This window comes from Trichocoleus sp. Lan, from assembly GCF_039961855.1.
In the GTDB taxonomy this organism is placed as follows: domain Bacteria; phylum Cyanobacteriota; class Cyanobacteriia; order Cyanobacteriales; family FACHB-T130; genus FACHB-T130.
Map to the genome: position 1 here is coordinate 211,502 of NZ_JAMPKA010000007.1, position 8,874 is coordinate 220,375.

Consider the following 8,874-nt stretch of genomic DNA (forward strand, 5'->3'; position numbering starts at 1 on the left):
TTTATAATACATAAAGGAGTGCGGGTTTGTCATCTCCCAAAGACATCCGCAGGAAGAGTTTCTGCGTTATAAATAGCATTAAGATTTGTAAAGAGGAGAACGCTCCTCAGGTAATCTACAACAACGCAGATAAAATCCTATGGCGGTTGGCAAGAACTCAATCTATGAGCGCTTCTTAGCACCTGTGGTTCGGCTGTTGATTGATGAAGAGAAGCTGCGGAGTTTCTATGAGAGTGTGGATTGGGAGCAAGAGGGCGATCGCTTCCGGAAACCCAATCTTTCCTATCCCTCCTACTACAGTAGCCAAAACTTCCACGGCATTGAGCGCGGTTATCTCAACTCCGGTGCGGCAGTTTCCTACGACCCGATTACCCAGTACGCCTTGCCTCCCAACGAAACTTGGGTACGCCAAAGCTTAATTAATGCGATTGGAGGGCAACCGCGACGGATTTTAGACTTAGGCTGCGGTACCGGCTCTACAACGCTGATGTTAAAGCAAGCGTTCCCGCAAGCGGAAGTCATTGGTCTAGACTTGTCGCCTTATATGCTGGTGATGGCTGACTACAAAGCCAAAAAAGCACAGCTAAACATCCAATTTTTGCACGGGAATGCTGAAGAAACTGGCTTTCCTGATGCGTCCTTTGACCTGGTAACAGCTTCTTTGTTGTTTCACGAGACACCACCTCCGATATCTCGCGCCATCTTGCGGGAAAGCTTCCGCCTGCTAAAGGCTGGGGGAGAGGTGTTGATTCTCGATGGCAATCAGAAAACGATTCGCCAAGTAGATTGGCTAAGTGATATTTTTGAGGAGCCGTACATCAGAGCTTACGCCGGTGATAGCGTAGATGCCTGGATGGGAACAGCAGGATTTGAAGCGGTGCAAACTCAGGATGTGTTGTGGATACACCAAGTCACTAGAGGCATCAAACCCATCCCAGTTCAAAATCCTGGCTCGGTATCAACATCCCGTATAGCGACCAGTAGCACGGCAGATAATCAGGATTTGGAGGGCTTTGGTGCCCCAGCTTTTGGCACAACGGCATGACTTTGAAGGCAGTTTTGTTTGACTTTAACGGTGTCATTATTAACGATGAGGCAATTCACCGAGAACTAATTGATGAAGTTCTAATTTCAGAGAATCTGCGGTCTAAACCAACAGATTACCGGCAATTTTGTTTAGGTAGGAGCGATCGCTCCTGCCTGAATCAGCTGCTGAAAAATCGCGGTAGGTTTGTCACCGAAAACTATTTAACCGAATTGGTGAACCGCAAGGCGCAAGCCTACCAGCAACGCTTAGAGGCGCTGGAAAAGCTACCTATTTATCCAGGCTTGGAAGACTTCATTAACCGATTGCGGATGCGAGAATTGAAACTGGGTGTAGTCAGTGGCTCCATCCATTCTGAGGTAGAACTGGTATTAACTCGCACCGGGGTGGCTGAGTTCTTTAGCGTCATTGTTGCTGGTGACGACATCAGCGCGAGTTCGCCAGAACCCGATGGATATCTTCTGGCAGTGGAACGCCTCAATCAGCAATATCCTCATCTCAACCTACTGCCATCGGAGTGTCTGGCGATTGAAGATACCCTAGCCGGAATTCAAGCTGCAAAGATTGCTGGTGTGCCAGTAGTGGGAGTAGCGCATACTTACCCGTTTCATATGCTGCAACGCTGGGCTAACTGGGCTGTTGATGAGTTTTCTGACTTAGAATTAGAGCGGGTGGAACAAGTCTATTCTCGAAGTACACCCCAGCCAACGATCGGATAAACCACTGACTCTGTACGGATAACGCGATAGTTAGTTGTTTCTGGCTGGATGTTAGAATATTTTAGAATATTGAAGTTCAATAGCTCATAGCTTATGGCTATTAGCTCACAGCTTGGGGAATTAGCTCAGTTGGTAGAGCGCTGCGATCGCACCGCAGAGGTCAGGGATTCGAGTTCCCTATTCTCCATTAACATCAGCTGTACGTTCGCAAATTAAATGTCGCGATTTGCAGATTAATGTCGTTTTTCGCACAATCATGTCGTTATTGGCAGTTTGATGTCGCTTTCCCCCCTTGAGCATCTGTTCGCAAATTATTGTCGTTGTTGATTGTGAACAGTCGGTTTGTGTGATCGCAGCGCTCCTTTCAACCCCCCTAAGTTGGTGACACTATCTACAACTATTATTATTCCAAGTGCTGGCGCAGCTCCATCACATTTCAACCCACCCCAAGGCGGGAGGGTTGATGAAACGGAGGCCACTTTGACCGGGTGAGTGATGCGGCAGCTTTCAACCCACCCCAAGGCGGGAGGGTTGATTGAAACCAGCCGGAATATTCCAGAAACCGAATGGGACGACTTTCAACCCACCCCAAGGCGGGAGGGTTGATGAAACACAAACAGATTAGCTTTGGCTTTGTTAGCTATTGTCTTTCAACCCACCCCAAGGCGGGAGGGTTGATGAAACTTGGCTCTGAGGGCAGCGGGGTTGGCATAAGTAATCTTTCAACCCACCCCAAGGCGGGAGGGTTGATGAAACACAGGATGTCGAGAACGACCTTGCGGAATACGAACGCTTTCAACCCACCCCAAGGCGGGAGGGTTGATGAAACCGCGCCCGCTGAAACCCTTGTCTAAACAAGCTGACAAATACATTTTTGTCGGCTGATTTTAAATTAGTCATTTCAGCTCTTTCCCAAGGAGAAAGATTACTGCCGTGAACATCTAAAATCAAGACGGGACAAGAGTTTTAAATGTCTGACGGCTACTCAGGGATATTGATCCCACTTTCAGCCGTCAGAAAAAAATTAGGGAGGGCTCCCCCGAAGGGACGAGTTCGGAGCCACCACTGCGGTAATCCGCACCCTTATTAGCAAGGATGAGTAATCTGCACCTTTGTTAACAAGGGCTAGGGCTTTGGGAAAACTTACCTTCTCCCTCAGCCTCACCTCATTTTGCTGGGAGCGCACCTTTCCTGTGTACTATATACTCCAGTATTCATACACGGGAATTTCCCGACCTATGAAGAAGGTATTCATAGGGGCAGCATCATGGGCGGGTAGCTACCAGGGTTCAGAAAGTAGGACTGTCTTCCGACAGTCAAACAAACCCTAACTTTACACTGTACAGAGGCAATAAGCATGTACAAGCGGCGCTATTAATCTCTTATTATATTTATATTGTCAAGGTTCAGAATCGGTTGACCTAGCTAGCTGATACTTTACGATTTTCACAAGCCGCTAGGACTAAATTCCTGGCTTTCTCTTGAGGAGTGTCTCCATGCGGTTGCTGTGCTTTTTCTGTGGCAATCCCAGCTCTTTGGGCTTTAACCTGAATACACTCAGCTAACCTTTTATAACTCCAACGGTGAATGCTGGCTCGATAATCCTGGGCGTAGCAATCTTGAAGCTCTTGATAGCCGGGAAATCTTTGTTCGGCTCTGGCTTTCACTTCACTCTCAGCCGCTTCCCGGATATTTCTCAAGTCAGGTAGGACAATACTGCTAGCTCGATACTGTAAAGCCACTTCCACAATCGCTTTTGCCAGCAACCTATCTACATACTCCCCTTGCCTCGATTCTCCAAAGTTACAAGGAGTACCCTTTTTTTGAGCGTTGTGGTGTTCGTAGTTGTTGAGGCGTTGTTGCTCTCGCCTACGTTTGAGTTGCTCATACTGAGTCTTTTTCTTCTTTGTTTTCCCTTCCTTGATGGGCTTGCTCAGTAATTGCTTAACATCACGATATGCCAGAACTTTGCCAGTCTCAATGTTGACAATCGCAACCGTTGCCGGTTTAGTTCGTCCAAAGCTAACCCCAATGACAATTGAGGGATTGCCCTTGTAGCCTGCTTGACTGGGGCGGGAGAAGCCATCAAAGGTTTTGAGTAGCTTTAGAGAAGTTTCATGGGCTGTCAGCTTGTTACTCTGACTGCCTTTTGCTTTCATACTGTCGATAATTTTTTGCGTTTTCGCAATTTTCTCAGCACGTACCTCCTCGGTTCCCTCCGCCGTCCATAAACGAGTTTCAACAGAGCAGTGAAGCAACAGTCGATGCACTTGCCAGGGTTCGCCTTTGCCTTCACCTTCTTGCCAAACTAATCGAGCAGAACGTAAAGTCAGCAATCCAGCAGGAACCTGCTCCTTGTTCTGTGTAAAAATTTTGTAGTCTTGAGCAAGGCGTTCAAACCAATGTAGTTGGCGCTGATCGCAGAAAACCTCAAAGGTATGCTTGCTGATGCCTTTGCCATTGAAACTAACGCAGATGCGTTTGTGTTCATTTCTCGACCATCGCAAGTCGGTGCTGGTTTCGTAGGATATCGAGAAGGGAACTGAGCTTTGTTTTCTGGTAAGACTGGCTTGCACTTCTCTGAATTTCTCGTCATCGAGGATTAGTTCCTGCGCTTGTTCCAGGGCTTCCAGCCACTCTTGGTCAGATAGATTTCTTCCCTTGGGAAGACGGCTCTTGAGCTGTTCGTCGAGGCGGTCGATTTCAATTTCCTTCTTGCGCCGCCGCAGTTGATAAGCTTCGGGGTCTTCTTCTACTTCCCTAACCTCGCAATTATTTTTCAATAAATAGGCGATCGCACAGCGTTGCTGAGGGGCTTTAGCTTTGTCGTAGGCTTGGAAAAGGCTGTTGAATAAGGCTTTTGAATTATCCTTAGGAGCTTGGTCTGATTTTTCTTCTTGATTGCGCTCTAACTCAGCCTTCTTCTTGGTGAGGACTTTCGTGGCTTGAGTACGTAGCTTTTTTAAACTACAACCGCTTTCTAGTTCTAGTTCCAAATCGCTTCTAAGCATATCGAGCCAGTGTTGTTTTTTCTGGAGGAGAACCTTGCGTTTTTCCTGTTGAGCAAACCAGGACTTGTAAATGTATTTGACTAAGTTCTCAGCAGCGTTGGCGAAACGACCTGGCATATCCTGAAAGTGAGATTCGGCTCTGAGATTTTTGCAGAGTCCGTTGATGACTTCGGCCGTAATGTTTCCTTCTTGCAACCAGTTATCTAAATCAGGGTGAGTATTAATCTGCTTCAGGAGTTCGTTGACCAGAAGTGTATTTTTCTCCACCATCAGTTGCCAGAGATGGTGTAGGGAGGCTTCAGTCGCTTTGAGCTGGCATTGAACTGTAATGATGCTCATGACTTGGGAAAACTAAGAGAGGAAAACTAAGAGAGTTTAATTGAGAAGCTGAATGGAAACAGGTGTACTACATCAGCTCGAACAAAAACAGTTGTTCTAATTACAAGATGCGAGCGCGGCTTTTACCTGGGAGTGTAATAATCAATAAATCTCTTTGGATGGAAGCCATTACCATTCCCATTTTCCGGCCACGACTCTCCAGCCAAACCCTTACCCATCGCCCTATTAATTCTTGCTAACAGTACCTGCGTCCTTAGTTCAAAAAATCCCTCAAAATCATCCTTGTGCAAAGTTATCGGCTCAATTAGGTGCGATCGCAAAATCTCATCAATCCTCTGCCTTGACATCCCCTGTCCTTCTAACTGTGCCAAATACTCTGATGGAGCTTTTCCCCCTAGCAACTTATTCGTCTTCGCTGTTAGGGGTGTCTTGTTAATAATGCTGTTGTAGTATGAGCGGGGAATGCCCTGTCGCTTGCACCACTGTTGAGGGAAGATGTGGTGGTTTTCAATCTTCTCGTCAAAGTAACGAGCTGCCGTAATGGATTCACCACTGGCAAAATCTAATGCCCCATCACGTCTGAGTAAAGCCGCGATCGCTCTATAAGTTGCCCCTTGAGAATTCACTAAACTCTGCAAGCGTTCTGCCGATAGATGCGCTTCTTTTACGGTTGATGGCACTTTCCCACCATTAAGCCATTGAGGGACTTCGAGCAAATCTTTCGCGGCAGTCGCTTCCCGCGAACGTGAATAAATCCCCGATGCTGCCCCACAGTAAAACCACTGTTGTAAGAATTGCCGCACCCAGTCCAGCTTCGCTCGCTCTCCTAAAATCGCAAACAAAGGAGCCATAACCACAAGCTGCATCGGATAAGGAAGATCGTTAGCATCGAAGATAGCTTGGATATGGAGAAAACGAGCTACTTCCTCAAAGGCGGTACTGATCGGTTCCATCCAGTGTTGATATTGCGCCAACTCTAAACGCAGCACATCCTGACGATTACACGCTACTCCCGGTAGCCGTTCGGGATGACAACCCTCCTGCTGAGCTTGCACTCGTCGCGCATAGTTGGCTATCAAAGCGATCGCCTGTAAGAAATCTGTTGACTTTAACTGGCGCAAAACTTGATGAGAACTAAAGCGTTTCTCCCTGGCTATCCAGTCTGAGCGCAAGCCAAAATCAGTGGAAGCAAAGGAGGAAGTTAATAAGTCAAATTGTGTTAATTCGCACTGTCGTTTGTTGTTTTCCTCAAAAATGTAACAAATAGCTTCTTGAGGCAGGTCGGCTCTCAAGACGAACAATCCCATCTGATAATGCTCAAATTTTTTGATGACTGTTGCTTCAAACTCCTCAATCAAGGCTAATTTTTGAGGGTCGTAGTGCCAATATTTGCAGTATTGAGAGCGCCACTGGGGGAATTTAAAGACCTGGGAAATGGGAAATAAACCGAGTTCAAATTCTTTTTTCGGCGTCGAACAGTCAAGTACAGGTTGTCCAGGGCGGTAGAGCTTTTTATCAACTGTTAAGCCCCAGATGGCATCTTGACGATTGGTGTGGGGGTAGTCGAGGGATTGGGCAATGTCGATGTAGTACCAGCGTTGCTCCGGTGGGTAGCTTTTGCCTCGGTCAATCCGCACGGGTTGGTCGGACAGCAGGGACATGAACAGACTGGTGAGGCGTTGCTGTCCGTCAAGAATCAAAGCTGTCGGCACGGGAGGATGAGAAAGGTTCAAGCTTTCGACGAGGCGGGACTTGAATTTGACATCCGGGTTCCCTTGCTGAAGGAGCATCACCACTCCCACTGGGAAACCAAGGGAGACGCTAGCAATCACCCGTTCGATGCGTTCTTCGTCCCAACACCAGGAACGTTGAAAGTCCACGAGCTGTATTTTGCCCTGTTGGATGTCCCGTAGCAGGTCGAGCAGGGGTTCTTTGGTGATATCGAAGGTGGAAATGGAGGTCATGCCCTTGTTCGTGCTAAAAGTCGGCAGCAGCAACGGAGTAGTTTTAACTACCCTAAAACGTTCTTGTGTGACCAAGTGAGGCCTCAATGGGATTCCTCTCAATCTGATAGGTTTTTGTTAACTTTGTTTAAATCACTCTTGACTATTGAAGGGAGGGCATAAAAGAGCCTTCAACCTGTCGGGAATTTCTTCAAAATGCTCGATAAACAAATCTGCGAGTGCTAAGTAGCGCAGGTGGTATCTAGTAGGTGGTGAAAAGTTGGTTCCTCGCTCAAACCAGCGTTGGACTGTGGCAAGGGAGCATTGACAGATTGCTGCCATTTGCGATCGCGTTACGTTCCACTTGGCTTCAAAGGCACGGGGAGACATCACTAACTGGCAGTTGGCGTAGAGACGAATTAACTCCAGTTCTCGTTGTCCGAGAGGACGAGGAGAGGTCATGAGTTTGTCTCCAAAGGCAGAGGTTCGAGATGTTCTTCCCAGCAGGTATCAGCGACACAGAACTGAGCGCTGGGAGATTCGGAAGCGAGGAGAATTAGATATTTCCACGCCCACTGGTAGCGATGAGGAGCAAAGGCGTAGAACCGCCCAACGACGATGCCCCTATCAGTTTCGTCTGTATCAGATAGGGGTTTCCACCGAAGGCGATCCCCATACAGAAACCTGGGCGTTTCTGCACTATCCGGGAAATTTGCTGGCAGGCTGACGCTTGGAACTGAAGTATTGAAACTAAGCGAGGGTAAGCCAGAAACTGAATTGTCTAATTGGATGGCTTTGATGAAATCAGAAACCAGTTGTTGATTCAGGCTGTTAACGAGTTGACGGATTACTAGGACAGTTAGTGAGTCAAGTTCTCCTTTGCTTAGAGGGGTTGATTGGCTGAGGTGAGTTAGGCGATCGCACAATTCCAGCACACCAAAGTCTTGTAAGGCTTGCTGGTACGCATCAACGCTGGTGATGCCGTCAGGTTGAGTTTGAGGGAAAGACTGTTGCTCTCCTCTTGATGTCAACGTCATAGCCGTTTTTTTGAGGTAATCTGATTTTAGGCATATAGTCACAAAAATGCAACTAAAAGTGACTATGTGCTTATTTAAGATTGGACAGTTATAATCCAGCGATAATTAAGCACAAATAACCTTGTGCTTAATTGGGATTGGCTGAAGATAAATACGTTTCTGTAAGGCTTTACCTACCTAACGAAGAATTTAAGCGGCGCTTTCAGGCAGCTTGCGCTATGCATGGGCGCAAGATGAGTGATGTGGCGGTAGAACTGATTGATGGATGGCTGGGTGAGAATGAATCGCTAGAGCAGTTGCGGCAGTCGCAACAAAAAAGAACTTCTCCTAGCACCGATGTAGTTAGTGGTGTCCCAACGATCGCGTCTCTGATTGACGAAACTCTGAGTAACCGCGACTGGGCGCTTGGGAAGCTTGCGGCTGATGCTGAAATTTCTGTGGAACGGATTAATGAATTACTAGAAGGCGATCGCGCTTCAGATGCAGAACTCCAAAAACTCGCACAGCAGTTGGTTAAACCGGATGGTGAACCGTGGGAGGAGGAGGAACTGGTGGATATTCGACTAGCTGAGGATTTGAAGAGGAGACGACAGCAGAAGCGATAGCGAAGTGCAGATCGAAAAAATGACTCGAAGACCTGCCTGTTTTCAACAACCAATTGAGTTCGGTTACATGTTGTAAATAGCCACCATTCTCGGCAAACCACGCTGGCGATTCCCGTGTTCTGGCTGGGAAAGCGAAGTTTTAGGACTACACCACTCAGATACTACGCGCTTTAAC

General features: G+C 47.4%; 7 protein-coding genes, 1 tRNA gene and 1 CRISPR repeat array. Of the genes, 4 read left to right on the plus strand and 4 right to left on the minus strand.

All coding sequences use genetic code 11. From position 1 onward, the window contains the following. The first annotated feature begins 139 nt into the window (after window positions 1–139). From NDA03_RS08845 to NDA03_RS08855, 3 genes are all read left to right on the plus strand, one after another. The gene (locus tag NDA03_RS08845) at window positions 140–1,045 is read left to right on the plus strand and encodes a class I SAM-dependent methyltransferase (protein ID WP_190528967.1); all 906 of its coding nucleotides are present in this window, start codon (window positions 140–142) and stop codon (window positions 1,043–1,045) included. Further along, window positions 1,042–1,764 (plus strand): HAD family phosphatase, encoded by a 723-nt coding sequence (locus NDA03_RS08850; RefSeq protein WP_348237849.1) that lies wholly within the window; start codon window positions 1,042–1,044, stop codon window positions 1,762–1,764. The genes NDA03_RS08845 and NDA03_RS08850 overlap by 4 nt, the downstream gene beginning before the upstream one ends. Before the next feature lie 114 nt (window positions 1,765–1,878). Beyond that, a tRNA-Ala gene (locus NDA03_RS08855) sits at window positions 1,879–1,951 on the plus strand. A 174-nt stretch (window positions 1,952–2,125) separates the two neighbouring features. Next, window positions 2,126–2,593: a CRISPR direct-repeat array (repeat unit 32 nt; unit sequence CTTTCAACCCACCCCAAGGCGGGAGGGTTGAT). Between the two features lie 592 nt (window positions 2,594–3,185). Here NDA03_RS08855 and cas12k read toward each other — a convergent pair. The 4 genes from cas12k to NDA03_RS08875 form a co-directional block, all read right to left on the minus strand. Next, window positions 3,186–5,114 carry a type V CRISPR-associated protein Cas12k gene (gene cas12k / locus NDA03_RS08860; protein WP_348237850.1) on the minus strand — a complete coding sequence of 643 codons (1,929 nt, stop codon included), beginning with the start codon at window positions 5,112–5,114 and terminating at the stop codon, window positions 3,186–3,188. 122 nt (window positions 5,115–5,236) lie between these two features. Continuing rightward, on the minus strand, window positions 5,237–7,078 hold the full coding sequence (locus NDA03_RS08865) for a DUF262 domain-containing protein (RefSeq protein WP_348237851.1): 1,842 nt from the start codon (window positions 7,076–7,078) through the stop codon (window positions 5,237–5,239). A 132-nt stretch (window positions 7,079–7,210) separates the two neighbouring features. Next, a complete protein-coding gene (locus NDA03_RS08870) occupies window positions 7,211–7,519 on the minus strand; it encodes a helix-turn-helix domain-containing protein (protein ID WP_348237852.1) in 309 nt (102 codons plus the stop codon). Further along, window positions 7,516–8,094: a hypothetical protein gene (locus NDA03_RS08875; RefSeq protein ID WP_199306254.1), complete on the minus strand. Its 579-nt coding sequence runs from the start codon at window positions 8,092–8,094 to the stop codon at window positions 7,516–7,518. Before NDA03_RS08875 ends, NDA03_RS08870 begins: the two co-directional genes overlap by 4 nt. 137 nt (window positions 8,095–8,231) lie before the next feature. On the opposite strand from NDA03_RS08875, the gene NDA03_RS08880 reads away from it, so the two are divergent. Continuing rightward, the gene (locus NDA03_RS08880) at window positions 8,232–8,699 is read left to right on the plus strand and encodes a plasmid partition protein ParG (protein WP_348237853.1); all 468 of its coding nucleotides are present in this window, start codon (window positions 8,232–8,234) and stop codon (window positions 8,697–8,699) included. Window positions 8,700–8,874 lie beyond the last annotated feature (175 nt).